Origin of the sequence: Streptomyces sp. NPDC056628, assembly GCF_042792555.1 — a bacterium.
In the GTDB taxonomy this organism is placed as follows: domain Bacteria; phylum Actinomycetota; class Actinomycetes; order Streptomycetales; family Streptomycetaceae; genus Streptomyces.
The window spans coordinates 68,083-92,197 of the sequence record NZ_JBHTWG010000007.1; the positions used below are offsets into that span (position 1 = coordinate 68,083).

23 protein-coding genes and 1 tRNA gene are annotated in these 24,115 nt (G+C 72.0%); 11 read left to right on the plus strand and 13 right to left on the minus strand.

Annotation, left to right across the window (positions count from 1 at the left end; genetic code table 11):
- Nucleotides 1-105 precede the first annotated feature (105 nt).
- The 4 genes from ACFRAC_RS12235 (at nucleotide 106) to ACFRAC_RS12250 (ending at nucleotide 2,255) form a co-directional block, all read left to right on the plus strand.
- Entirely contained in the window at nucleotides 106-498 is a 393-nt protein-coding gene (locus tag ACFRAC_RS12235) for a hypothetical protein (RefSeq protein ID WP_361340718.1), read from the plus strand.
- Entirely contained in the window at nucleotides 495-1,286 is a 792-nt protein-coding gene (locus ACFRAC_RS12240) for a transcriptional regulator (RefSeq protein WP_382923811.1), read from the plus strand. Before ACFRAC_RS12235 ends, ACFRAC_RS12240 begins: the two co-directional genes overlap by 4 nt.
- Before the next feature lie 82 nt (nucleotides 1,287-1,368).
- Complete coding sequence (locus ACFRAC_RS12245; RefSeq protein ID WP_382923812.1) at nucleotides 1,369-1,866, plus strand: roadblock/LC7 domain-containing protein; 498 nt, start codon at nucleotides 1,369-1,371, stop codon at nucleotides 1,864-1,866.
- Between the two features lie 14 nt (nucleotides 1,867-1,880).
- Nucleotides 1,881-2,255, plus strand: coding sequence for a hypothetical protein (locus ACFRAC_RS12250; RefSeq protein WP_382923813.1), 375 nt, complete (start codon nucleotides 1,881-1,883; stop codon nucleotides 2,253-2,255).
- Between the two features lie 10 nt (nucleotides 2,256-2,265).
- Here the strand turns inward: ACFRAC_RS12250 and ACFRAC_RS12255 are convergent, their stop codons facing one another.
- The 3 genes from ACFRAC_RS12255 to ACFRAC_RS12265 all read right to left on the minus strand — a co-directional run bounded on the left by ACFRAC_RS12255 (nucleotide 2,266) and on the right by ACFRAC_RS12265 (nucleotide 5,320).
- Nucleotides 2,266-2,853: a hypothetical protein gene (locus ACFRAC_RS12255; RefSeq protein ID WP_382923814.1), complete on the minus strand. Its 588-nt coding sequence runs from the start codon at nucleotides 2,851-2,853 to the stop codon at nucleotides 2,266-2,268.
- A gap of 92 nt (nucleotides 2,854-2,945) precedes the next feature.
- Nucleotides 2,946-3,806, minus strand: a complete 861-nt coding sequence (locus ACFRAC_RS12260) for a MurR/RpiR family transcriptional regulator (RefSeq protein ID WP_382923815.1) — start codon at nucleotides 3,804-3,806, stop codon at nucleotides 2,946-2,948.
- Nucleotides 3,803-5,320 carry an aromatic amino acid ammonia-lyase gene (locus ACFRAC_RS12265; protein WP_382923816.1) on the minus strand — a complete coding sequence of 506 codons (1,518 nt, stop codon included), beginning with the start codon at nucleotides 5,318-5,320 and terminating at the stop codon, nucleotides 3,803-3,805. Before ACFRAC_RS12265 ends, ACFRAC_RS12260 begins: the two co-directional genes overlap by 4 nt.
- 182 nt (nucleotides 5,321-5,502) lie before the next feature.
- Between ACFRAC_RS12265 and ACFRAC_RS12270 the strand changes: the two genes are divergently transcribed.
- Nucleotides 5,503-5,943, plus strand: a complete 441-nt coding sequence (locus ACFRAC_RS12270) for a hypothetical protein (protein ID WP_382923817.1) — start codon at nucleotides 5,503-5,505, stop codon at nucleotides 5,941-5,943.
- Between the two features lie 328 nt (nucleotides 5,944-6,271).
- Here the strand turns inward: ACFRAC_RS12270 and ACFRAC_RS12275 are convergent, their stop codons facing one another.
- The gene (locus ACFRAC_RS12275; RefSeq protein WP_382923818.1) at nucleotides 6,272-7,660 is read right to left on the minus strand and encodes a cystathionine beta-synthase; all 1,389 of its coding nucleotides are present in this window, start codon (nucleotides 7,658-7,660) and stop codon (nucleotides 6,272-6,274) included.
- 159 nt (nucleotides 7,661-7,819) lie between these two features.
- Here ACFRAC_RS12275 and ACFRAC_RS12280 point away from each other — a divergent pair, with 159 nt between their 5' ends.
- The 3 genes from ACFRAC_RS12280 to ACFRAC_RS12290 all read left to right on the plus strand — a co-directional run bounded on the left by ACFRAC_RS12280 (nucleotide 7,820) and on the right by ACFRAC_RS12290 (nucleotide 11,358).
- Nucleotides 7,820-8,860: an SGNH/GDSL hydrolase family protein gene (locus tag ACFRAC_RS12280; RefSeq protein ID WP_382923819.1), complete on the plus strand. Its 1,041-nt coding sequence runs from the start codon at nucleotides 7,820-7,822 to the stop codon at nucleotides 8,858-8,860.
- Between the two features lie 172 nt (nucleotides 8,861-9,032).
- Nucleotides 9,033-10,253 (plus strand): acetyl-CoA C-acetyltransferase, encoded by a 1,221-nt coding sequence (locus tag ACFRAC_RS12285; protein ID WP_382923820.1) that lies wholly within the window; start codon nucleotides 9,033-9,035, stop codon nucleotides 10,251-10,253.
- A 283-nt stretch (nucleotides 10,254-10,536) separates the two neighbouring features.
- Nucleotides 10,537-11,358 (plus strand): hypothetical protein, encoded by an 822-nt coding sequence (locus ACFRAC_RS12290; RefSeq protein ID WP_382923821.1) that lies wholly within the window; start codon nucleotides 10,537-10,539, stop codon nucleotides 11,356-11,358.
- 13 nt (nucleotides 11,359-11,371) lie between these two features.
- Here the strand turns inward: ACFRAC_RS12290 and ACFRAC_RS12295 are convergent, their stop codons facing one another.
- Entirely contained in the window at nucleotides 11,372-11,683 is a 312-nt protein-coding gene (locus ACFRAC_RS12295) for a hypothetical protein (RefSeq protein WP_382923822.1), read from the minus strand.
- Nucleotides 11,684-11,785: 102 nt separating this feature from the next.
- On the opposite strand from ACFRAC_RS12295, the gene ACFRAC_RS12300 reads away from it, so the two are divergent.
- On the plus strand, nucleotides 11,786-12,016 hold the full coding sequence (locus ACFRAC_RS12300; RefSeq protein WP_055624215.1) for a DUF4287 domain-containing protein: 231 nt from the start codon (nucleotides 11,786-11,788) through the stop codon (nucleotides 12,014-12,016).
- Nucleotides 12,017-12,106: 90 nt separating this feature from the next.
- Here the strand turns inward: ACFRAC_RS12300 and ACFRAC_RS12305 are convergent, their stop codons facing one another.
- Together ACFRAC_RS12305 and ACFRAC_RS12310 are read right to left on the minus strand one after the other, a co-directional pair.
- Nucleotides 12,107-13,000, minus strand: coding sequence for a Bax inhibitor-1/YccA family protein (locus ACFRAC_RS12305; RefSeq protein ID WP_382923823.1), 894 nt, complete (start codon nucleotides 12,998-13,000; stop codon nucleotides 12,107-12,109).
- A gap of 295 nt (nucleotides 13,001-13,295) precedes the next feature.
- Nucleotides 13,296-13,379: transfer RNA gene (locus ACFRAC_RS12310), tRNA-Leu, on the minus strand.
- A 392-nt stretch (nucleotides 13,380-13,771) separates the two neighbouring features.
- On the opposite strand from ACFRAC_RS12310, the gene ACFRAC_RS12315 reads away from it, so the two are divergent.
- Nucleotides 13,772-14,542, plus strand: a complete 771-nt coding sequence (locus ACFRAC_RS12315) for an ABC transporter ATP-binding protein (RefSeq protein WP_382923824.1) — start codon at nucleotides 13,772-13,774, stop codon at nucleotides 14,540-14,542.
- The gene (locus tag ACFRAC_RS12320) at nucleotides 14,542-17,076 is read left to right on the plus strand and encodes an ABC transporter permease (protein WP_382923825.1); all 2,535 of its coding nucleotides are present in this window, start codon (nucleotides 14,542-14,544) and stop codon (nucleotides 17,074-17,076) included. The genes ACFRAC_RS12315 and ACFRAC_RS12320 overlap by 1 nt, the downstream gene beginning before the upstream one ends.
- A gap of 76 nt (nucleotides 17,077-17,152) precedes the next feature.
- Here ACFRAC_RS12320 and ACFRAC_RS12325 read toward each other — a convergent pair whose 3' ends face one another.
- From ACFRAC_RS12325 to eno, 6 genes are all read right to left on the minus strand, one after another.
- Nucleotides 17,153-18,451, minus strand: a complete 1,299-nt coding sequence (locus ACFRAC_RS12325; protein WP_382923826.1) for a class I SAM-dependent methyltransferase — start codon at nucleotides 18,449-18,451, stop codon at nucleotides 17,153-17,155.
- Between the two features lie 190 nt (nucleotides 18,452-18,641).
- Nucleotides 18,642-20,030 (minus strand): NAD(P)/FAD-dependent oxidoreductase, encoded by a 1,389-nt coding sequence (locus tag ACFRAC_RS12330; protein WP_382923827.1) that lies wholly within the window; start codon nucleotides 20,028-20,030, stop codon nucleotides 18,642-18,644.
- A gap of 665 nt (nucleotides 20,031-20,695) precedes the next feature.
- On the minus strand, nucleotides 20,696-21,637 hold the full coding sequence (locus tag ACFRAC_RS12335) for an exopolyphosphatase (RefSeq protein ID WP_382923828.1): 942 nt from the start codon (nucleotides 21,635-21,637) through the stop codon (nucleotides 20,696-20,698).
- Nucleotides 21,634-22,167 carry a DUF501 domain-containing protein gene (locus tag ACFRAC_RS12340; protein WP_382923829.1) on the minus strand — a complete coding sequence of 178 codons (534 nt, stop codon included), beginning with the start codon at nucleotides 22,165-22,167 and terminating at the stop codon, nucleotides 21,634-21,636. Before ACFRAC_RS12340 ends, ACFRAC_RS12335 begins: the two co-directional genes overlap by 4 nt.
- A 10-nt stretch (nucleotides 22,168-22,177) precedes the next feature.
- A complete protein-coding gene (locus ACFRAC_RS12345) occupies nucleotides 22,178-22,666 on the minus strand; it encodes a septum formation initiator family protein (RefSeq protein ID WP_382923830.1) in 489 nt (162 codons plus the stop codon).
- Between the two features lie 94 nt (nucleotides 22,667-22,760).
- Nucleotides 22,761-24,041 (minus strand): phosphopyruvate hydratase, encoded by a 1,281-nt coding sequence (gene eno / locus ACFRAC_RS12350; RefSeq protein WP_361340767.1) that lies wholly within the window; start codon nucleotides 24,039-24,041, stop codon nucleotides 22,761-22,763.
- Between the last annotated feature and the right edge of the window lie 74 nt (nucleotides 24,042-24,115).

The window sequence follows — 24,115 nt, forward strand, 5'->3', positions numbered from 1 at the left end:
CTCGGCGCATGTTCCACCGGAAAATGCCCGAAGGCTCACTCGCCGCACACACGTTGCGTAGTTTGGCGGTCACTCAGCCGGACCCCAGGCGGGAGGGGAGCGACGGTGCCCGGAATCGACGAGTGCTTGCTGGAGACGATGCGACTGCCAGGTGCCCGGGGCGCGGCACTCGTGGACTGGACGAGCGGGCTGGCCCTGGGCACGGTGGGCGACCCTCCGGGAGGTGACCACGAGACGGCGGCGGCCGAGGCGGCGGAACTGGCCCGGCTGGCCGCCGAGCAGCAGGCGTTCGGCCCGCAGGACGGCGGCGACCCCGCGGATCCCCCGGTCGAGGACGTGATCCTCAGCAACCGCGACAGCTACCACGTGCTGCGGTTCGTGCCGACGTCGTTCGACAGCAGCGTGTGCCTGTATTTGTGGCTGGCCCGCTCGGACGGCAATCTCGCGCTGGCCCGCATCCGGCTCGGCGAGATGGCCGAACGGCTGGTGCTGGGATGACCGTGGTCGCCGATACCCCGCCGCCCCGGCTTCCGGTCCGGGACCGGCAGGCGGCCCTCCGGGAGAGCCGGGGTGTGGTCTCCCCGATGCTGACCCGGCTCGCGGACGAGCACGCCACCGGCGTCCTGCACCGCGAGCACGGCACGCTCCACCTCGTCGACGGCCGGGTGGTGCACGCGGAGAGCCCGCTCGCCCCCAGCCTCGGCACGCTGCTGACGGCCCACGGCGGTCTCGACGCCACCGCGTGGCAGGACGCCGAGGACACCGCCGACGAGGCCCATCTGCTGCGGCACGGCGTCACCGCCGGCGTGCTGGAGCTGGCCCAGGTCAGCGCCCTGTACGACGCGGCGTACTTCGCGCTCGCCCCGAGCAGCACGCCCGGCCGCTTCCGGTACGGCGGCGCCCACTGGCTCGCCGCCGTGCACCCGGTGCCGGTGGACGACCTGGAGCGCGAGACGCTGCGCCGCCGCGCCCTGCTGCGCCACATCTGGCCGGACCCGGCGATCGACGGCGCGCCGCTGGTGCGGGCCGACCCGGTCGCGGCGCCCGCGGTGCCGTCCCGGCAGGCGGCCGTACTGGCCCGGGTGGACGGCGTCCGCAAGGCCGTGGACATCGCGCGGGAGCTGGGCAGGCCCGCCTTCCACACCCTGGTGCACCTGCGGCGGCTGGCCGCGGCGGGCCTCGTCTGCGCGCGGACACCGCTTCACCAGGACCATCCGTCCGACGCCGCCGGCGATCCCTATGTCGCGCTGCTGAAGAGGGTCAGGGATGCGCTGGAGGCCCTTTGACCGCAAACCCTTCGAGGACCGCGACACGGCGGACGGGCTGCCCCGCCCGCCCCAGCGGTCCCGTGCCGAGAGGAGAAAACTGATGGCGGCCGAGGCCGCTCTACTCGACGAGTTCCGCCGGCTCAGAGCCCGGGTTCCCCAGCTGACCGGGGCCCTGGCGGCCGGCGTCGACGGCCTCGTCCTCGCCCACGACACACCCGGCGTCGAGCCGGACGGCCTGGCCGCGCTCACCGCGGCGGCGCTCGGCGTCGCGATGCGCGTGACGGACGCGACCGGCCGGGGCGACTTCCGCGAGCTGCTCCTGCGCGGCACCGGCGGCTATGTCGCCACCTACGCCGCCGGACGCACCGCCGTGCTGACGCTGCTCGCCGAGGACGGCGTCAACGTCGGCCGGCTGCACCTGGAGGGCCGCCGCGCCGGCGCCCGCATCGGCGAACTCGTCGACGTCGATGCGGCGCTGCCGAAGCGGCACCCGGCCGAGAGCTCCGCGAAGGAGCCCGCCAGACCCATGCCCACCCGTACGAGAAGCACGCGCGCCGCGCGCACCGCCGCGAACGCGCGCACCACTACCGAAAGTTGAGAGGACACCACGTCATGGCCAACACCGAGACCACTCTGAAGGAATGCCTCGCGTCGATCGAGGGGGCGACCGGCGCCGCGCTCGTCGACTACACCAGCGGAATGGCCCTCGGCACCCTGGGCGGCAGCAAGACCTTCGACCTCAACGTCGCCGCCGCGGGCAACACCGACGTCATCCGGGCCAAGATGCGCACCATGGAGCACCTCGGCCTCAAGGGCGGCATCGAGGACATCCTGATCACCCTCAGCGACCAGTACCACCTGATCCGGCTGCTCACCGGGCGCGGCGGCAACGGCCTCTTCCTCTACCTGGTGCTCGACGCCAAGCGCGCCAACCTGGCCATGGCCCGGCACCAGCTGAAGAAGATCGAGGAGGAGCTGGAGGTGTAGGGCGCCGGACTCACACCAGCGCCGCGGTGCGGCGGCGGGCCCCGCCCGGGGCCGCGTCGCCCGCGGCGATGCCGGTGCTGCGGTAGCCCTTCACGGCCTTGCCGGCCGGGCGGCCCGCCCGGGCGTCCAGCCAGTCGACCCGCACCCACAGCAGGACGCCCCCGGCCAGCTCACGGCGGCCCAGCCAGGCCGCCTTCAGCCACAGCCCCGCCCCGCAGCCCGCCAGCAGCAGCCCGCCGGCCACCGGCACCGCGAACGCGGAGGCCACGGCGGCGGCGAAGGCCACCAGCAGCCACCAGCGGTGGCCCCGGCGCCAGGCGCGCACGCTCACCGCCCGGTCCTGGAGCACGTCCTGCTTGGCGGCCCGGGCGGCCGACCCGATCAGCGCGGCGTACCGTCCGCGGCGGGCGTACGAGACGACGGCGAGGGCCACGAGGAACAGCGCCGCCCCGGCGAGCCCGCCGATCCGGCGCCCCGTCAGGCCGGGCACCAGCGCACCGACACCGGCCGCGCACACCCCGGTCCACCACAGCGGCGCGGCCCCGGCCCGTACGACGACGGCGACCCGAGCCAGCCCATGTCCTCCACCGCGCACCACGTTCAGCCTCCCGTCTCGTTGCCGTCCAGACACGTGTGGCGGGCAGGTTAGCCGGCCAACGTGAGATGAGTCTTAAGAGCGCACGGACCGGTTCACTCGACGAACAGCCCCCGTGCCGCCGCCCGTGCGTCGAACTCCTCAAGACGCGCCTGGGCGTCCGGCAGGTCGTCGCACATGGCCTCCAGCAGGACCCGGCCCAGCAGCATCGGCGCGCACGCGGTGTCGAAGGCGAGACCGGTGCCGACGGCCGCGGGCAGCAGCAGGTCGGAGGCCCGGGCGACGGGCGCGAACGCGGAGTCCGCCACGGTCACGACGGTCAGCCCGGCCTCCTTGGCGTAGACCAGGGCGTCCAGGACCTCGCGCGGGTGCCGGGGCAGCGCGAAGCAGAGCAGGGCACTCGCCCCGGCCCGGACGGCGGCGTCGATCCGGTCGTGGAGCATGGTGCCGCCCTCGTCCAGCAGCCGGACGTCCGGGTGCACCTTGGCGGCGAAGTACGCGAAGCCGTACGCCTGGGCGGCCGCGGCGCGCAGGCCGAGGACGGGCAGCGGGCGGGAGGCGGCGAGGACGTGCCCGGCGCGCTGCACGGGGCGCGGGTCGGCGAGCGCCTCGGCCAGGTGGCGCAGGTTCTCGATCTCCGCCTCGACGGCCTGCTGGTACTCGTTGTACGAGCCGGTGTCCGGGGCCGGTTCGGCGGGCGCGACCTCGCGCAGGTGCCGGCGCAGCGCCGGGTAGCCGTCGAAGCCGAGGGCGACGGCGAAGCGGGTCACGGACGGCTGGCTGACGCCGGCCAGTTCGGCCAGCTCCACGCTGGACAGGAACGGCACGTCGGCGGCCCGGCGCACCATGCTGTGGGCGATGCGCCGCTGGGTCGGGGTCAGCCGGTGCCCCTCGAACAGCGTCTGGAGTCGCGCGGCGGGGCCGTCCGTCCCGGTCGTGTTCCTGTCGGCGCTCATGCCGCGCTTCCCCTCCAGAGGTCGGTGAACCGGTCCAGCAGTGCCGCCGCCGCGGTGACGTCGCCGGTGAGCGGGCGGTCGGCCGGGTCGTCGTCGAGCACCGCCTCGGCCAGCTCCAGGGCCCGGCCCGCCGGCAGCGCGGGGTCCGGCCGCAGGTCGCGCTGGCGCAACGCCCGTACGGCGGAGACGAGTTCGCAGCCGACGACGAGACGGTACGCGTCGCACGCGCGCAGTGTCTGCCGCGCGGCGAGCGAGGCGAAGCTGGCCTGCTCCTCCACGCCCCGGGAGAGTACAGCGTGCCCGAGGGAGGCGGGGGCGGAGAACGCGCGCAGATCGCCGAGGGCGGCGCCGGCCGCGTACTCGAGGATCATCACGCCCGACGCGGCGGGCGCGGGGTCGGCGAGGAACGGCCGAAGGCGCGTGTAGGCCGGTTCGTTGAGGGTCGACAGACGGGACGTCGACAGCCGGGCGACCTGCGTGAGCGCGAGCCGGAAGTGATCGAGGGCCAGGGCGAGTTGGGCCTGGTAGAAGCCGCCGTGGTGGTAGGCGGCCATGTCCTCGGGGGAGATGAGGGGGTTCTCGGCGGCCGCGTTCATCTCCACCGTGAGCACGTGCTCCAGGGCGTCGGCGGCGTCGTGCGCGGGGCCGTGGATCTGGGGCAGGCAGCGGAAGCCGTACGGGTCCTGGATCCGGCCGAGCGGTGGGGTCGGCCGGTCGTCGGCGCCGATGAGGCCGCGCATCCGGCGGGCGGCCTCGGAGCTGCCCCGGTGCGGCCGGGCGGCGTGCACGGGAGCGGCGTACGCCTCGTGGGAGCCGTCGACGGCGAGCAGGGAGAGGGCGGCGACGACCTCGGTGGCGCCGACGAGCCCGCGCAGCTCGTGCAGGGCGAGAGCGGCCTGGCCGAGGGTGAGGGCGTTGCTGCTGATGAACGCGAGGGCGTCGTTGTTGTCGAGCGGCTGCAGCGCGGGCGCCCCGGGGCCGCGCCAGGGGTGCTCACCGGCGAGCGCGAGGCCGGCCTGGGCGAGGGCCGCGATGTCGCCGGTGCCGACGGAGCCGAACTCGTTGACGACCGGGTGGGCGCCGCCCTCCAGCGCCTCGCACAGGGCGGTGACGACGCTGGGGCGCAGGCCGGCGCCGCCCGCGAGGAGCTGGTTGGCCCGTATGGCGAGCATGGCCCGCACCTGCCGGGCGGGCACCTCCGCGCCGATGGCGCCGGCGTGGCTGCGCAGCAGCCGCAGCCCGTGCCCGGCGGCGGCCTCGGTGGGTACGGGCTCGTTGCGGTTGGCGCCGACGCCGGTGGAGCGGCCGTAGACCCGTCCGGTCGCGGCGATGAGGCGGGCGGCGTCCCAGGACAGCTCGGCCCGCTTGAGCGCGTCGGGCGCGGGCACGGGCCGCGCGGTGCCGTCGGCGAGGCGCACGACGTCCTCCACGCCGAGCCCGGCCCCGTCGAGGACGACCGGCCCGGTGTGCCCGGGAGACGGGACGCCCGGCAGGTCCACGCACCGCGACCCCATCGACCAGCACTCCCCTCACGCCGTTATTCAGCTAGAAAGAACTCTGCATGACGCTATGCAGCCGGGCAAGGGACGTCTCGCATCCCGTCCCGTGCGCCCGGGTGGCGGGCGGGGCTTCCCCCGCCGTGAGAGGGGGGTTGTCCCCAGTGCGTGAGGCTCCCGCCGCTGCCTACCGTGGGCGTATGACCGCAATGGACGCGCAGGGCCCCGAGCTCAAGAAGGAACTCGACGCCACGCTGCAGGCCCGCAGGGAACTCGGCGAGGAGTACGAGTCCGCGCTGGTCGACTCGTTCTTGGAGAAGGTCGACCAGCGCATCGACGGCGCGGTGGAACGCCGGCTCCGCCGGCAGCTGGCCGAGCAGCAGATGACCGCGGCCAGGGGCGCCCGGTCGTCCCGGCCCACGGACAGCTGGGGCGAGCGCTTCGGCTTCGGCATCGTCTCGCTGGTCCTGGCGATCCCGTTGTCGGCCATCGGCGGCGGCGTCGCCCATCTGCCGGGGCTGCTGGTCGCCTGGGCCGGGATCGTCGGCGTGAACGTCGCCCAGGTCGCGCGCACCAGCCCGGGGCTGTTCCGGGGCCGGCGGCCCGGGGCCGGCAAGGGCGACGACGCCTGGGAGGACTGAGAGGTTTGTGCGCGGGGACCGCCGCACCCCCGTCACCGGGGGGCGGGACGACGGCGGTCCCCGCGAGGGACGTCGACCGGGTCAGGGCCAGGTCTCACGTCCGGGCGTCCATGGAGGTCCGGGAGCCGCTCCGGAGGTCCTTGGACGTTCGGCGCCGGCTCGGGCGGGGAGCCGCTCCCGCCCGTCTGCCGACACCCATCAATGTGCCGGACGCGTGTTAAGCGTGTGCTGCGTCGACGTGACACGCTCGTACCACTTCGGCGACGGCCGGGACCACCGGTCACCGCACGTTCGCCGCCGGCCCGGCCCGTTCGCCGTGGATCCGCCGCTACTTCCCGCCCTTGGCCAGGAAGGCCAGCAGGTCCTGCCGGCTGACGACCCCGGTCGGCTTGCCCTCGACGAGCACGATCGCGGCGTCCGCGGCGCCCAGCACCGACATCAGGTCGCCGACCGGCTCGCCGGAGCCGACCTGCGGCAGCGGGGCCGACATGTGCTTCTCCAGCGGGTCCTCCAGCGAGGCCCTCTTGGTGAACAGGGCGTCCAGGAGCTCGCGCTCCACGACGGAGCCCACGACCTCGGCGGCCATGACGTCGGGGTGACCGGCGCCCGGCTTCACGATCGGCATCTGCGAGACGCCGTACTCGCGCAGCACCTCGATGGCCTCGCCGACCGTCTCGTCGGGGTGCATGTGGACGAGGGACGGGATGGCGCCGTGCTCCTTGTCGTTGAGGACGTCGGCGACGCGGGCGCTGGGGCCCTCGTCCTCCAGGAAGCCGTAGTCGGCCATCCACTCGTCGTTGAAGATCTTGCTGAGGTAGCCGCGGCCGCTGTCCGGGAGCAGGACCACGACGACGTCGTCCGGGCCGAGCCGCTCGGCCACCCGCAGCGCGCCGACGACCGCCATGCCGCAGGAGCCGCCGACGAGCAGGCCCTCCTCCTTGGCGAGGCGCCGGGTCATCTGGAAGGAGTCCTTGTCGGACACCGGCACGATCTCGTCGGCCACCGTCCGGTCGTAGGCGCTCGGCCAGAAGTCCTCACCGACACCCTCGACCAGGTACGGCCGGCCGGAGCCGCCGGAGTACACCGAGCCCTCGGGATCGGCGCCGATGACCTTGACCTTGCCGTCGCTGACGTCCTTCAGGTAGCGGCCGGTGCCGGAGATGGTGCCGCCGGTGCCGACGCCCGCCACGAAGTGGGTGATCTTCCCCTCGGTCTGCTCCCAGAGCTCGGGGCCGGTCGAGTGGTAGTGGGAGAGCGGGTTGTTCGGGTTGGAGTACTGGTCCGGCTTCCACGCCCCGGGCGTCTCGCGCACCAGCCGGTCGGAGACGTTGTAGTACGAGTCGGGGTGCTCGGGATCGACGGCGGTCGGGCAGACGACGACCTCGGCGCCGTACGCGCGCAGCACGTTGATCTTGTCGGTGCTCACCTTGTCGGGGCACACGAAGATGCACTTGTACCCCTTCTGCTGGGCCACGATGGCCAGCCCGACCCCGGTGTTGCCGCTGGTGGGCTCGACGATGGTCCCCCCGGGCTTCAGCTCCCCGCTCTGCTCCGCCGCCTCGATCATGCGCAGGGCGATGCGGTCCTTCACGGAGCCGCCCGGGTTGAAGTACTCGACCTTGGCCAGGACGGTGGCCTGGATGCCCTTGGTCACGTGGTTGAGCCTCACCAGCGGGGTGTTGCCGACGAGGCTGATCATCGAGTCGTGGAATTGCACCGTTGTCTCCGGATGCTGCAAAAGATGCGGTCGTAGTGGTTCCGCCAGCCTATGGCCTGCACGAGACCCGTGAAGGTCGTTCACGCGCCGTGGGGATTGGGCCACCGTCCGTGCGGGGCAAGCAGTTGATGTACAACTATGAGGAGGTGGCGGCGACGCATGACGAGCATGTCCAGGGCACGGGTGGCCCGACGGATCGCGGCGGGCGCCGCGTACGGCGGGGGCGGTATCGGTCTGGCGGGCGCGGCGGCCGTCGGCCTGCTGCTCGCCGAGGTGCGGATGGCCAGGCGCCACGTCGGCAACGGCACGACCGACCACGTCCCGAACGCCGACGGCCGCTACGGCCGCCTCTACGACGCCCCGGGTGAGACCGCGCTGCGCCTGGCGCTGCTGGGCGACTCGACCGCCGCCGGGCAGGGCGTGCACCGGGCGGGGCAGACCCCGGGGGCGCTGCTGGCGTCGGGGCTGGCCGCGGTGGCGGAACGCCCGGTGGTGCTGCGCAACGTGGCGCTGCCGGGGGCCCGGTCCGACGATCTGGACCGTCAGGTGGCCCTGGTGCTCGCGGACTCCGCCGCGCCGCCCGACGTCTGCGTGATCATGGTCGGCGCCAACGACGTCACCCACCGGATGCCGCCGACGCGTTCGGTCCGGCACCTGTCCTCGGCGGTCCGGCGGCTGCGCACGGCCGGCGCGGAGGTCGTCGTCGGCACCTGTCCCGACCTGGGCACGATCGAGCCGGTGCAGCAGCCGCTGCGGTGGCTCGCCCGGCGGGCGTCGCGCCAGCTGGCGGCCGCCCAGACCATCGGCGTGGTCGAGCAGGGCGGGCGTACGGTGTCGCTGGGCGATCTGCTGGGCCCGGAGTTCGAGGCGAACCCGCGCGAGCTGTTCGGCCCCGACCACTACCACCCCTCCGCGGAGGGGTACGCGACCGCGGCGATGGCGGTCCTGCCGACGGTGTGCGCGGCGCTCGGCCTGTGGCCGGCGGAGGAGGAGCGCCCCGACGTCACCCGCCGCGAGGGCTTCCTGCCGGTCGCCCGTGCCGCCGCCGAGGCCGCGTCGGAGGCCGGCACGGAGGTCACGGCGGCGATGCCGACCGGCCCGAAGGGGCCCTGGGCGCTGCTCAAGCGCCGGCGCAGGCGGAGGCTGGGAGAGGCGGAGCCGTCGCCGGCCGGCTCGTCCGGCGTACGCGAGGCCCCATGAACCAAGCAAGCGCTTAGACAATTGCGGTCAGGGTCACACCCCGATACCCGTGACCCTCCGGGTACGGACGGGTAACTTCCCTCACAGCCCTGCCCGACCCACCGGTATGCGCACCCTCCGCCGGCGCCCCGCAACGAGGCGCCGCGCGCCGCGCCCTTCGACTGGAGCCGTGATGCCCGAAGCCGTCATCGTCTCGACCGCCCGCTCCCCCATCGGCCGCGCCTTCAAGGGCTCCCTGAAGGACCTCCGTCCCGACGACCTCACCGCCACGATCATCCAGGCCGCCCTCGCCAAGGTGCCCGAGCTGGACCCGCGCGACATCGACGACCTGATGCTCGGCTGCGGCCTGCCCGGCGGCGAGCAGGGCAACAACCTCGGCCGGGTCGTCGCCGTGCAGATGGGGATGGACCACCTGCCGGGCTGCACGGTCACCCGTTACTGTTCCTCGTCGCTGCAGACGAGCCGGATGGCCCTGCACGCCATCAAGGCCGGCGAGGGCGACGTCTTCATCTCGGCCGGCGTCGAGACGGTCTCCCGCTTCACCAAGGGCAACTCCGACTCCCTGCCCGACACGCACAACCCGTTCTTCGCCGAGGCCGAGGCCCGCACCGCCGAGGTCGCCCAGCAGGAGGGCACCACCTGGCACGACCCGCGTGAGGACGGCCTGGTGCCGGACGCCTACATCGCGATGGGCCAGACCGCCGAGAACCTCGCCCGCTGGAAGGGCGTCACCCGGCAGGACATGGACGAGTTCGGCGTCCGCTCGCAGAACCTCGCCGAGGAAGCCATCAAGAACGGCTTCTGGGAGCGCGAGATCACCCCGGTGACCCTCCCCGACGGCACCGTGGTCAGCAAGGACGACGGCCCCCGCGCGGGCGTCACCCTGGAGGGCGTGCAGGGCCTCAAGCCCGTCTTCCGCCCCGACGGCCTCGTCACCGCCGCCAACTGCTGCCCGCTGAACGACGGCGCCGCCGCCGTCGTCGTCATGTCGGACACCAAGGCCCGCGAGCTCGGCCTCACCCCGCTCGCCCGCATCGTCTCCACCGGTGTCTCGGGCCTGTCCCCCGAGATCATGGGCCTCGGCCCGGTCGAGGCGTCCCAGCAGGCGCTGCGCCGCGCCGGCCTGACCATCGACGACATCGACCTGGTCGAGATCAACGAGGCGTTCGCCGCGCAGGTGATCCCCTCCTACCGCGACCTCGGCATCCCGCTGGAGAAGCTGAACGTCAACGGCGGCGCCATCGCGGTCGGCCACCCCTTCGGCATGACCGGCGCCCGCATCACCGGCACGCTGATCAACTCCCTCCAGTTCCACGACAAGCAGTTCGGTCTGGAGACGATGTGCGTGGGCGGCGGCCAGGGCATGGCCATGGTCATCGAGCGCCTCAGCTGACCCCGCCGGCGACCCCTGCGTAGTCGCCTCACGACCGAGTGTGAGCCGTCGGCCCAGAACCCGGGAAACCCCTTGGTTCTGGGCCGATTTGTGATCCAATCTCCCTCAGGATGTGACCTATCTCCCTCGCAGGGGGTATTCACGCAGCTCAGAGCCGTTGCACCACCCGTCCCCCGACCCAAAGACCTGTCCGGTTCGTGACGTTACGCACTGACAGCTGGATGGTTTGCCCTTCAAGCTGATGTAGGAAGTCGGGGGTCGACTTTGAACCGGGAGTACGTCAGTGAGCGCCATGCCGATCGCCCTGCTGCTCACCACGGCCGCCACCGGCGCCGTGGGCGTCGCCGTCCTGCGCACCCTCATGGTGCTACGTCGACAGGTCGCGGCCCTGCACACCGAGCTCGCCCGGGGCAACGCCGCGGGGACCGCCGGCCGCGTCCCGCAGGCCCGGCTCTCCGCCGACGCGGACGAGATACGCGCCGCCGTCGCCGAGGCCCTCGCCGAGGAGCGGGAGCGTGAACTGGCCGAGGCGCGTGCCTTCTGGGCCGCGCAGGAGGCCCGGGACGGCTCCGACGGCCCCACGCTGCTGGGCCTGGCCGACAGTGAGCTGTTCCTGCCCCGGCAGGCCGACCTCGCGGGCCTCGACCACCTGGAACCGGTCGCCGAGCCCACCGCGGACGCCGACGAGCTCACCCCCAAGGACCTCGTACAGCCGGGCACCCCGACGGAGTCGCCCGAGCTGGCCGCCGCCCGCCGCCGGCACCCCTCCCACCCGGACTTCGTCCCGGTGCAGTCGCCGGTCGTGAACGACCACGAGCGCACCGTGGCCACCCTGGAGGACCTGGCCGCCTCGGCCATCGGGCTGACGGACGTCCGTCCCGGCCCGCTGGGCACGCTGGACGTGTACGTGTTCGCCGACGGCACCACGCTGTGCATGACACCGGGTCACCGGGAGACGGCCGAGCGGCTGGCGGCTGCCCTGCGCGCCGGCGAGACGCCGGTCCTGCTCGGCGGCTCGGGTGTCTCCGGGGCGTACACCCTGACCTTCGCCTGCGGTGACGACAACGTCTACATCCTGGCCGACCGGGTCATAGCGTCCCTGTAGTCCGGGCCCGCTCTCAGACCCCGGCCCGCTTCTGCGCCTCCTCCACCAGCCGCACCGCGTCCTCGACCTCGTCGTCGGCGCTCAGGACGACGGCCAGATCGTGCACGGCGACGGTGATCTGGTCCGCCGCGGCGAACATGCCGGCGTCCGGCATCTCCCGGGGCTCGGCCCCCGGGTCCTCCAGCAGCTGCGCCCGCCGGGACAACTCCCGCGCCAGGCTCAGGGCTTCGCTCGCCGCCCCGCGCTGCAGCCGGCTCTGCGGAGCCGCCCTCAGACGATCGGCGAAGTGATCCACGGCACGGGTCAGGGGCGTCGTATCAACCACGGCCCCAACCTACGCGCCGCGGCGGCACTGTTGCCAACGGGCCGACGCTCAGGCACGGTGACCTGAAGGACCGGCTTACATCCCCTGCGTTCGGAGGCGCCGATGTCCCAAGTCTTCTCCGAGGAGACCCATCGCAACCTGCTCGCCCGTATCCCCCATTGCACCGGTCGTGAAGTGTCCGACTGGCTCCGTGCCGTCGAAGAAGGACCCGCTCTCTTCAACTTCGAGGAGAAGGTCAGCTGGCTCCGCCACGAGCACAACCTCGCGTACGGCCACGCGAAGGCGATCATCCACGAGTACGACCTGAGGAGGGCCGCGCGCAATCTGCTCTGAGGCCGCCGGCCAGGGCAGGCAGACGCGCCACGACCACGCGAAGGGCCCCGGGTGGGAACCCGGGGCCCTTCCGCGTACGACCGTCGGCGACTAGTCGTTGCTGTTGAGGATCGCGATGAGACGCAGGAACTCCATGTAGATCCAGACCAGCGTCAGCGTCAGGCCGAAGGCCGCCAGCCAGGACTCCTCGCGCGGCGCGCCGTAGGCGATGCCGTCCTCGACCTGCTTGAAGTCCAGGGCGAGGAAGCAGGCGCCGAGCAGGATGCCGATGACACCGAAGAGGATGCCGAGCGGGCCGCTGCGGAAGCCGAGGCCGTCACCGCCGCCGAACACCGCGAACAGCAGGTTGATCGCCATCAGCACGATGAAGCCGAGCGCGGCCGCCATCACGAAGCCGACGAAGCGCCGGTTCACCCGGATCCAGCCGGCCTTGTAGGCCACCAGGACCGCGACGAAGACCGCCATGGTGCCGAGCACCGCCTGCATGGCCGCACCGCTGGCGATGCGGTTGTCCACGACGCTGGAGACCACGCCGAGGAACACGCCCTCGAACGCGGCGTAGGCCAGGATCAGCGCGGGCGAGGCCTTGCGCTTGAAGGACTGGACGAGCCCCAGCACCATGCCGATGAGGCCGGCGCCGATGGCGATGCCGTAGGACCGGCTGATGTTCGCGTCGTCGACGGGCAGCGTGGCCCAGGCGAGGGCCGCCGTGACGATCAGAACACCGAGCGTGGTGCCGGTGCGCATGAGGACGTCGTCCATCGTCATGCGGCCGGTGGTGGGGGCCTGCGGCGGCGCCCCGTGCTGAAGGTCCTGCTGCGCGTAAGGGTTCTGCGCGTACGGGTTGCCGGCCTGCGGCTGGGCGTAGGGGTTGCCCTGCGTGCCGACAGCGGCGCCCCCGGCCTGCGGCGCGGCGTTGAAGCCCGCGTAGCCGTTGTCGCGGCTGAACCCCCGTCGCGAGAAGACCGGGTTGCTGCTCCTCATTTCACTCCTCCATGGCCACCGTGCGCGGCCTTGGCTCAAGAGTAATGGATTGGCAAAGGATCGACCCTAATACCTGGGGAGGATCTTTCCCTCTTCGTGCTCGCCAACACGCTACGCGTCCGGGTGATTCCCGGCCATGACCGGGCGCCTTCATGACCAGACTGGAACGTGCCCGGAACCTGACGGAGATCACCCGGGCGACGGACACCCGTCCGGGGAGTCACGGGACGGGACACGCCTCACCCGGCGCGGTGCGCCGCCGGGACCGGAGGCGGGGACGAGGAAGATCGGAAAGTGCCCAGAGCCGGACTTGAACCGGCACGCCCGCGAAGGGGCAGCGAGGTTTAAGCTCGCCGTGTCTGCATTCCACCATCTGGGCAGGCCATGGGCTCCGCATCGAAGTCCTGAGCCTATCGGGAGCCGTCTCCCGAACAGGGCCCGGGCGGACCGATGTTGTCTTATTTTATTGGCGTCTGAGGGAGCATCAGCCCGCGGAACGGGCCATCCGCACTTGCCAATAGCGTTGCGTGCGGGCCCGGGCGCCGTATGCGGAATGACGGAATTTCACCGTCCGAACGAGGACGCCCCACCTGTTCTCGCGCGGCCCGCTCCCTGCGGGCGCCCGTCATCCTCAGGTATGACGCGGGCGCCCGCGGTCCATCCGCAGGCTGCCCCCGGAACCGGAACAGCGATGGACTACACGCCCCGATACGGCGGGGACGATGGACGTGTCCTTCGTACTCGCCGTCACCCCCCAGGAGCGTCCCTCTCGTGACCACCGCATCCATCGCCGGCCGCGCCACCGCCGTGGCCGCACGCGCCACGGATCTGTCGAAGATCTACGGACAGGGCGAGACCCAGGTGGTCGCCCTCGACCGGGTCTCCGTCGAGTTCCGTCAGGCCGAGTTCACCGCGATCATGGGCCCGTCCGGTTCCGGCAAGTCGACGCTGATGCACTGCGTGGCGGGCCTGGACACCTTCTCCTCGGGATCGGTGCGCATCGGCGACACCGAGCTGGGCTCCCTGAAGGACAAGCAGCTCACCCAGCTGCGCCGGGACAAGATCGGCTTCATCTTCCAGGCCTTCAACCTGCTGCCGACGCTCACAGCGCTGGAGAACATCACGCTCCCCATGGACATCGCGGGCCGCAAGCCGGACAAGGAGTGGCTGGACCGGGTGATCGGCATGGTCGGCCTCTCCGACCGGCTCCGGCACCGCCCCGCCCAGCTCTCCGGCGGCCAGCAGCAGCGCGTCGCCGTGGCCCGCGCCCTCGCCTCCCGGCCCGAGATCATCTTCGGTGACGAGCCGACCGGCAACCTCGACTCGCGCTCGGGCGCCGAGGTGCTCGGCTTCCTGCGCAACTCCGTGCGCGAGATGGGCCAGACGGTGGTCATGGTGACCCACGACCCGGGCGCCGCCTCCTACGCGGACCGCGTGGTCTTCCTCGCCGACGGCCGGATCGTCGACGAGATGTACAAGCCCACCGCGGACAACGTCCTGGACTTCATGAAGCAGTTCGACGCGAAGGGCCGCACCTCCTGATGTTCCGCACCGCCCTGCGCAACGTACTGGCGCACAAGGCCCGCCTGCTGATGACCGTGCTCGCCGTCATGCTCGGCGTCGCGTTCGTCTCCGGCACGCTGGTCTTCGCCGACACGCTCTCCAACGCCTTCCGCAACCAGTCGGCGAAGAGCTACGACGACGTCGCCGTCGCCGTCACCTCGCACGCCGACCCGGACAACCCCGAGGAGGAGCCCGGGCTCTCCCAGAAGACGCTCGACCGGCTGACCGCCGTCGACGGCGTCGCCGCCGCCCACGGCCGCGTCGAGGGCTTCGCCGGGGTCGCCGACCCCGACGGGAAGCTCATCGGCGTCGGCTGGTCCAACAAGGGCTCCAACTTCGCCCCCGGCAAGGACGGCAAGGACGCCGCCTACACCTTCACCGAGGGCTCGGGACCGGTGAAGGACGATCAGGTCGCCCTGGACGAGGAGTCCGCGGCCAAGGGTGAGTACCAGGTCGGCGACCGGGTGCGCGTCGCGACCAACGGCCCGGTGAAGGAGTTCACCCTCAGCGGGGTCTTCACCACCGAGGACGGCGCCGTGAACGCCGGCGGCAGCCTCGTCCTCTTCGACACGGCCGTCGCCCAGAAGCAGTACCTCAAGCCCGGCTACTTCGCGAGCGTCACCCTCACCGCCGCCCCCGGCGCGTCCGACGCGAAGATCCTGGGCGCCGTGAAGCCGCTGCTGCCGGACAGCGCGGAGGCCCGTACCGGCCAGGCGCTCGCCGACGAGCAGGCCGACCAGATCGAGCAGGGCATGGGGAACCTCAAGCAGGTCCTGCTGGGCTTCGCCGGCATCGCGCTGTTCGTCGGGATCTTCCTGATCTCCAACACCTTCACGATGCTGGTCGCCCAGCGCACGAAGGAGATCGCCCTCATGCGCGCCGTCGGCGCCTCCCGGCGGCAGATCAGCCGCTCGGTGCTCGCCGAGGCCGCGCTCGTGGGTCTGGTCGCCTCCCTGATCGGTTTCGCCCTCGGCGTCGGGCTGGCGGTCGGGCTGCGCTCCGGCATGGCCGCGTTCGAGATGAAGGTCCCCGACGGTCCGCTGATCCTGTCCGCCACTCCGGTGATCGCCGCGGTCGCCGTCGGTGTGCTGATCACGATGCTCGCCGCCTGGCTGCCCGGCCGCCGTGCCGCGAAGATCCCGCCGGTGGCCGCCATGAACAGCGTCCACGCCGTGGCCACCACCAAGTCGCTCGTGCTGCGCAACTCCATCGGCGCGGCCATCACCGCACTCGGGGCCACCGGCATCGTGCTGGGCGCCTCGACCGGCGGCGACGACGGCCGCCTGTACATCGGGGCGGGCGCGTTCCTCGCGCTGATCGGCGTGATCATCCTGATCCCGCTGCTCTCCCGGCCCGTGATCGCGCTCGTCCGCCCGCTGCTCGCCGGCCCGTTCGGGGTGGCCGGCAAGCTGGCCGGCCAGAACGCGGTCCGCAACCCGCGCCGCACCGGGGCCACCGCCTCGGCGCTGGCGATCGGGCTGACGCTGGTGACCGGTCTGTCGGTGCTCGGCATCACGGTCGGCACGGCCATCGACAAGATGACCACGGACAACATCAAGGCCGACTACATGGTCTCGATGGCCAACGGCGGGGGCCTCGACCGGTCCGCGCTGACGGCGCTGGAGAAGGCCGAGGGCGTCTCGGCGGCCTCGCCCCAGCAGAGCGTCTACTTCCAGGCCGGCGGTGACGACTTCGTCTCCGCCTCGGCGGTGACGCCGGGCGACATCGGGCGGGTCCTGAAGGTCGACGTGGTCAGCGGTGACATCGGCACCCTCGCCGACGGGCAGATGGCCGTCGCCGAGAAGACGGCCAGGAGCAAGGGCTGGAAGCCCGGCGAGAGCGTCCCCGTCACCTTCGGCGACGACAAGAAGGACACCCTGACGGTCGGTGCTGTCTTCAAGGACAGCGAGTTCCTCTCGCCCGTCCTCGTGGACACCAAGGTCGTGGAACCCCACGAGACCCGCCCGTACATCCAGCAGATCTTCGTGAAGATCGACGGCGGTCAGACCTCGGCGAACGAGAAGGTCCTCATCGACGCGCTGGGCGACAACCCGGCGATCACGGTCATGGACCGGCAGGACATCCGCGACGAGTTCGGCGGCGCCATCAACACCCTGCTGAACATCATGTACGGCCTGCTGGCGATGGCGCTGATCATCGCGGTGCTGGGCGTCGTCAACACCCTGGCGATGTCGGTGTTCGAGCGGCAGCAGGAGATCGGCATGCTCCGTGCGATCGGTCTCGACCGGCGCCGGGTGAAGCGGATGGTGCGTCTGGAGGCCGTCGTCATCTCGGTGTTCGGCGCGGTGGTCGGCGTCGGTCTCGGCGCGTTCCTCGGCTGGGCGATCGGCGAGACCTTCGCGGACCAGGTGCCGGGGTACGCCCTGGTCCTGCCCTGGGACCGGATCGGCGTCTTCCTGGTCCTGGCCGGGCTGGTCGGCGTCCTGGCCGCGATGTGGCCGGCCCGCAACGCGGCACGGCTGAACATGCTCAACGCGATCAAGGCCGAGTAGCCGTACGTCACCCGACGGCACGGAAGAGGGCCGGGCCCCCGCCACGGGGCCCGGCCCTTCGTCGTCCGTGTCCGCCTCAGCCGCCCCACACGCGGGCGCGCAGCGGCATACCGGAGGCACCGGAGTCGGGCGTGCGCACGGCCAGCACCTGGTTGACCCCGATGCGGTTGCGCTCGAACGCCAGCGCGGACGCGGCCATGTAGAGCCGCCAGACGCGGGCCCGCCCCGGACCGGTGAGCCGGACCGCCCGGTCCCAGTGGTCCTCCAGGTTGGCGACCCAGCGGCGCAGCGTCAGGGCGTAGTGCTCGCGCAGCGCCTCGACGTCCCGCACCTCGAACCCGGCGCGTTCCAACTGCGCGACGGTCACGCCCACCGGCTGGAGCTCGCCGTCGGGGAAGACGTAGGCGTCGATGAACTCGTCGACCTGGTACGAGGATTCGTCGCGCTGCGGGCGGCGCCCGATCTGGTGGTTGAGCAGCCGCCCGCCGGGCTTGAGCAGCGCGTGCAGCACGTCGGCGTACTCCAGGTACCGCTCGGCGCCGACGTGCTCGGCCATGCCGATGGAGGAGACGGCGTCGTACGGGCCGTCGGCGACGTCCCGGTAGTCCTGGACGCGGATCTCCACCTTGTCCGTCAGACCCTCGTCGGCGACGCGCTTGCGGGCGTACGCCGCCTGCTCCTGGGAGAGGGTGATGCCGACGACGTCCACCCCGTACTCGCGGGCGGCGTGCACGGCCATCGAGCCCCAGCCGCAGCCGACGTCGAGCAGCCGCATGCCGGCCTTCAGGCCGAGCTTGCGGCAGACCAGGTCGAGCTTGTCGCGCTGGGCGTCCTCGAGGGTGCCCTCGGGGGGCGGGGCCTGCCAGTACGCGCAGGAGTACACCATGGACGGGCCGAGGACGAGTTCGTAGAAGTCGTTGCCCACGTCGTAGTGGTGGCTGATCGCCCGTTTGTCGGTGCGTCTGGTGTGCAGGTGCCGGGGCCGGCGCACCTCCTCCGGCGGGGGCGCGGGCGGCAGCGGGAGCCCGCCGAGCCGCACCAGCCCCCGGACGGCCGCGCGCGCCTCGGGGTCGCGCAGGATCTCCAGCGTGCCCCGCGCGTCGTCGCCGCGCTCCCACACCAGTCCCGCGAGCAGGTCGAGCACGGTGTAGAGGTCGCCCTCGATGTCCAGGTCCCCGGCCACCCAGGCGCGTGCCAGGCCGAGTTCGCCGGGCCTGTAGAGCAGGCGGCGCACGGCACGGCGGTTGTGGACGACGAGCGCCGGGGCCCCCGGCGGCCCCGAGCGGGAGCCGTCCCAGGCGCGGATGCGCACCGGGAGGGGCGTTCCCAGCAGTTTTTCGAGAAGGACCTGCAGCCGCAGCGCGGCGTCAGCCATGGCGCACACCTCCGAATCCCGGAATGTCCAACACCACGTAAACACCTGAGGGGGGCGTGCGCAGTCCCCCACGCTCGTCACGGCTGGGCAAACAACCGTTACGGAGTCCGCAAACGCCGAAGGACCTCCCGCACCACGGATGGCGGGAGGTCCTTCGGCCGGCCCGGAGGCCGGTGGGAAACCGGGAGGGTCAGGAGGCCTTGGCCTTCTCGCCCTTGTCGGCGGCGCTCACGGCGGGCACCGGAGCGGGCTTGGCGGCCTCGTAGAACTCCTCGCGCGGAGTCTCCAGGGCGCCGAGCGACACGACCTCGCGCTTGAGGAACATGCCGAGGGTCCAGTCGGCGAAGACGCGGATCTTGCGGTTGAACGTCGGCATCGCCAGACCGTGGTAGCCACGGTGCATGTACCAGGCGAGACGTCCCTTGAGCTTGATCTTCATCTTGCCCATGACGATCATCGCCACGCCCTTGTGCAGGCCGAGGCCCGCGACCGCGCCCTTGTTGGCGTGGCTGTACTCCTTCTGCGGGAAGCCCCGCATACCGGAGATCACGTTGTCGCCGAGGACCTTGGCCTGGCGCAGCGCGTGCTGGGCGTTCGGCGGGCACCAGGCGTTGGGGTTGCCGGCCTTGCGGCCGACGAGGTCCGGGACCTGGGCGTTGTCGCCGGCGGCCCAGATGTAGTCGGTGCCGGCGACCTGGAGAGTCGGCTCGCAGTCGACGTGGCCGCGCGGGCCGAGGGGCAGGCCGAAGCGGGAGAGCGCCGGGTTGGGCTTGACGCCGGCCGTCCAGACGATCGTGTTGGAGTCGACCTCGAGCCCGTTCTTCAGCACCACGTGGCCGTCGACGCAGGAGTCCATGGAGGTGGAGAGGTAGACCTCGACCCCGCGGGCCTCCAGGTGCTCCTTGCCGTACTGGCCGAGCTTGGGGCCGACCTCGGGGAGGATCTTGTCGGCGGCGTCGACGAGGATGAACCGCATGTCCTCGCGCTTGACGCTGGAGTAGTACTTGGCCGCGTCGCGGGCCATGTCCTCGACCTCGCCGATCGTCTCGGCACCGGCGAAGCCGCCGCCGACGAAGACGAAGGTGAGCGCCTTGCGGCGGATCTCCTCGTCGGTGGTGGAGTCGGCCTTGTCCAGCTGCTCCAGCACGTGGTTGCGCAGGCCGATGGCCTCCTCGATGCCCTTCATGCCGATGCCCTGCTCGGCGAGGCCGGGGATCGGGAAGGTGCGGGAGACCGCGCCCATCGCGATGATCAGGTAGTCGAAGGGCAGCTCGTACGCCTCGCCGACCAGCGGGGCGATCGTGGCGACCTTGCGGTCCTGATCGATGGTGGTGACCCGGCCGGTGAGGACCTCCGCCTTCGGCAACACGCGTCGCAGCGGGACGACGACATGGCGCGGGGAGATGCTGCCGGCGGCGGTTTCGGGGAGGAAGGGCTGGTAGGTCATGTACGACCGGGGGTCGACGACCGTGACGGTCGCCTCGCCGTAGCGCATCTTCTTGAGAATGCGCCGAGCTGCGTACAGGCCTACGTACCCACCGCCTACTACGAGGATCCTGGGACGCTCCGTGGTGCTCATGGCATCGAGTATCCACCCGCCTCAGGGGGGTCGCTCGTGCGCCCCTTCACAAGCTCTTGCAGGGGCTGTGCTACACTCCCCGGCCCGCGTGACGCAGGTCATGGTCACGATCGGGAACCCGGTTCCGCGATGACCCGTTGTCAATGCCGCGTGAGCTGCCCCTCTACCCCAGGGAGCCTCCTGCGAGGGGGTCGGAACAGCGTGCGGGACGGCTCGTCGAGGACCTGCTTACACCGACCATCTGAACATGTTCAAGGGCCTGTTCACCCCTCGGAACGGCCATCCGGCCCCTCCTTGCCCCCGGACTTGACGGAATTCCTTGTGAAGAACTTCACGAACTTTCTGCGAGCCCGTGCCCGGACCGGCCGGCGAGCCCCCCTCGAACCCGCTCACCCGTGCCGTCGTCCGCTCAGCGGAGGCTGTTGACCAGCGCCGTTCACCGCGACGGGGGTTCGAGTCCCGGCGCTCCGGTGGCGTCGGCGGCACCCCCCGCCGACGCCCACGGAACCCCGCTCGCGGGCCCTGTGGGGGGCGCGAGCACGTCGTCATGGAGGAAGGGGAGCAGACCGTCCCGGTGCGGCCCGAAGAGGTGGGCGCGGAGCGCCGAGGAGCGGACCGCAGCCGGGCGCCTCAACTCGGGCGCGTCACACCGGAGCGCGGGCGGATCACACCAGCGACCACGCGATGCCGTCCAGGATGTCGTGCTCGCTGACCACGACCTCCTCGGCGCCGACGCGTTCCATGATCGCCAGCAGCACCAGGGCGCCCGCCGCGATGACGTCGACCCGGCCCGGGTGCATGGACGGCACGGCCGCCCGTTCCGCGTGCGTGGAGCGCAGCAGCCACTCGGTGATCTCCCGGACCCGGTCCCGGCTGACCCGGGAGTGGTGGATGCGGGCCGAGTCGTACTCCGGCAGGTCCTGCGCGATCGCCGACACCGTGGTCACCGAACCGGCCAGCCCGACCAGCGTCCGCGCCTCGCGCAGCGGCACCGTCTCCTCGGCGAGGTCCAGGGCCGCCTCGATGTCGGCCCGTATGGCCGCGATCTGCGCGGCGGAGGGCGGGTCGGAGACGACGCCGTCCCGGACCAGATGACGCTCCGTCATCCGGACGCAGCCCACGTCCACCGAGCGCGCGGCGCGCACGTGCTCCTCGCCGACGACGAACTCGGTCGAGCCGCCGCCGATGTCCACGACCAGGTACGGCCGCTTCAGGTCGGACCGCCCGGTCAGTTCGCGCGTCGCGCCGGTGAAGGAGAACTCGGCCTCCTGGTCGCCGCTGACGACCTCGGGCTCGACCCCCAGGATGTCCACGACCCCGCGGACGAACTCGTCGCGGTTCTCGGCGTCCCGGGACGCGGACGTGGCGACGAAGCGCACGCGCTCGGCTCCGTGCTCCGCGATGACCGCCGCGTACTCGCGGCAGGCGGCGAAGGTGCGCTCCAGCGCCTCGGGCGCCAGCCGGCCCGTGCGGTCGACGCCCTGGCCGAGCCGCACGATCGTCATGCGCCGCTCCAGCTCGGCGAGTTCACCGGTGTCCGGGTGCACGTCGGCCACGAGGAGCCGGATGGAGTTGGTGCCGCAGTCGACGGCCGCGACCCGGGTCACCGGTCCTCCTCCTTCGCGGGAAGCGTCACGCAGGCGCCCTTGCGCCACCACTCCGGCAGCATCGCCAGGGCCTCGTCGCCCAGCGGGTTGACGCCGGGTCCGGCGGCCAGCGAGTGCGCCACCAGCACGTGCAGGCACTTCACGCGGTCGGGCATGCCGCCCGCGCTGGGGAAGCCCGTCAGCTTCTCGATCTCGTCCCGCCGCCGGATGTAGTCCTCGTGCGCCGCGCGGTACGCGGCGGCCAGCTCGGGGTCGCTCTCCAGACGCGCCGTCATCTCCTTCATCACGCCGTTGGCCTCCAGCGTGCCGATCGCCGACGACGCCTTCGGGCACGTCAGGTAGTACAGCGTCGGGAAGGGGGTGCCGTCGGGCAGGCGCGGGGCCGTCTCGACCACGTCCGGCTGACCGCAGGGGCATCGGTGCGCGATCGCGCGCAGCCCGCGCGGGGGGCGGCCGAGCTGCTGCTTGAAGGCCTCGACGTCCGCGTCGGTGGGCTCGGTGCGCGGGGTGGGCGGCGGGGGCGTTTCCATGCCTGTCTTTCTATCGGTTCGGTTCGCTGCGGGCGGCGTCGGCCTTGTCGACGCCCTCCCAGAGGTTCGTGTACCAGGGGCGGCGGGCCGCGCCCAGGTCGGTCCGCGACTGCTTGGCCGCGTCCGGGTCGACGACGATGTAGCCGGTCTCCCCGGGCATCACGTAGTGCAGGCGCAGCCGGACCTGCTGCTCGGCGTAGGCGTCGTCCTGCCAGCGGGCCTTGAGGTCGCGCAGCTCCTCGACGCGCCGGGCGGTCGCGGTCTTCTCCCGTTGGAGGTCGGCGATCTCGGCGCGCTGGGAGACGTACTGCCTTATCGGGTACGCCATGGCCACGACGAGGGTGCACACGACCAGGGCGAGCAGCGCGGCGCGGCCGGTGAGCCGGGAGCGCTGGGCCTGCCGCTTGGTCTGGGAGCGGTAGACACGGGCCGCCGTCTGCTCCCCGAGCAACCGGATCCTGGTCGCGGTGGAGAACCGGTCCCGGTCCTTCACGGCCATGTCCCGCCTCCCGTCTCAACGCGCGTACGTCCCCGCACACGGTACGGGACCGAGTACGGGGACGTACGTACGACGCTTCCTACAGGTGCGTGCCTCAGCCCTTGAAGCGGGGGAACGCGCTGCGGCCGGCGTAGACCGCGGCGTCGTCGAGGATCTCCTCGATGCGCAGCAGCTGGTTGTACTTGGCGACGCGCTCGGAGCGGGCCGGGGCGCCGGTCTTGATCTGGCCGCAGTTGGTGGCGACGGCCAGGTCGGCGATGGTGACGTCCTCGGTCTCGCCGGAGCGGTGGGACATCATGCACTTGAAGCCGTTGCGCTGGGCCAGCTCCACGGCGTCCAGGGTCTCGGTGAGCGAGCCGATCTGGTTCACCTTCACGAGCAGCGCGTTGGCGGCGCCCTCCTCGATGCCGCGGGCGAGGCGCTCGGGGTTGGTGACGAACAGGTCGTCGCCGACGAGCTGGACCTTGTCACCGAGCTTGTCGGTGATGGTCTTCCAGCCCTCCCAGTCGTCCTCGAACAGCGGGTCCTCGATGGAGACGAGCGGGTACGCGTCGACGAGCTCCGCGTAGTACTCGGTCATCTCGGCCGCCGAGCGCTCCTTGCCCTCGAAGGTGTAGACGCCGTCCTTGTAGAACTCGGAGGCGGCCACGTCGAGGGCGAGGGCGATCTGCTCGCCGGGGGCGTAGCCGGCTTCGTTGATCGCCTCGAGGATGAGGTCGAGGGCCTCGCGGTTGGAGCCCAGGTTCGGGGCGAAGCCGCCCTCGTCGCCGAGGCCGGTGGCCAGGCCCTTGCTCTTCAGCACCTTCTTCAGCGTGTGGTAGACCTCGGCGCCCCAGCGCAGCGCCTCGGAGAAGGACTCCGCGCCGATCGGGGCGATCATGAACTCCTGGATGTCCACGTTGGAGTCGGCGTGCGAGCCGCCGTTCAGGATGTTCATCATCGGCACCGGCAGCAGGTGCGCGTTCGGGCCGCCCAGGTAGCGGAACAGCGGCAGGTCGCTGGCCTCGGAGGCGGCGTGGGCCACGGCGAGCGAGACACCGAGGATGGCGTTGGCGCCGAGGGAGCTCTTGTTGTCGGTGGCGTCCAGGTCGAACATGGCCTGGTCGATCAGACGCTGCTCGGTGGCGTCGTAGCCGACGAGCTCCGGGCCGATCTGCTCGATGACGGCGAGGACGGCCTTCTCGACACCCTTGCCCAGGTAACGGTTGGGGTCCCCGTCGCGCAGCTCGACGGCCTCGAAGGCGCCGGTGGAGGCGCCGGACGGGACGGCGGCACGACCCGTGCTGCCGTCGTCGAGGCCGACCTCGACCTCGACCGTGGGATTGCCTCGGGAGTCCAGGATTTCCCGGGCTACGACGACGTCGATGGACGGCACGAGCATCTCCTTCGTGATGTGAAGCCTGTACGCAGCCCGCGATGGGTGCTGCGAGACGAGCCTATCCGGCTCGG